This is a genomic window from Psychrobacter sp. DAB_AL32B (genome assembly GCF_002224105.1).
Classification (GTDB): domain Bacteria; phylum Pseudomonadota; class Gammaproteobacteria; order Pseudomonadales; family Moraxellaceae; genus Psychrobacter.
Window position 1 is genome coordinate 1 of sequence record NZ_NEXU01000147.1, and the last position, 555, is coordinate 555.

1 pseudogene is annotated in these 555 nt (G+C 37.7%); it reads left to right on the forward strand.

What is annotated here, in order from left to right:
• Positions 1 to 274: 274 nt before the first annotated feature.
• Positions 275 to 555: pseudogene (locus CAN34_RS13735) on the forward strand (polyribonucleotide nucleotidyltransferase); the annotation flags it as partial.

Here is a 555-nt window from a genome sequence, read left to right on the forward strand (position 1 = left end):
AGCGTTTTTGGTGTCAATTTTGAAAGTACTATATAAAACCGAATTCGAAAAACTGAACACACGTAAAAGTATTGTGCTCATGATAGGTAAATGCATAGACAGACAAATACATAAGATAAATAGGTAAGGATATTAGCCCTAATTGACGCGATTTTTTAATCGACTAATGGTTAATTAAGGGCTATGTACACAGAAATACAAAGAATTTTTAATGACAGGTATCAGCGTTTATAATGCTGATATTACTTTCGTCAGTCAATATTAGGAAAATTATATGACAATGTTTAATACCATTAAGCGTGAATTCCAGTACGGCAACCAACAGGTTGTGATCGAAACAGGTCGTATTGCTCGCCAAGCCAACTCTATTTTAGTTCATATGGGCGGCGTAACTGTACTAGTAGCAGCCGTTGTTAAGTCGGAAGCGAAAGAAGGTCAAAACTTCTTCCCTTTGACAGTTAACTATCAAGAAAAAATGTATGCGGCGGGTAAAATCCCAGGTGCTTATGGCAAACGTGAAGGCCGTGCGAGTGAGTCTGAAACCTTAACTTCGCA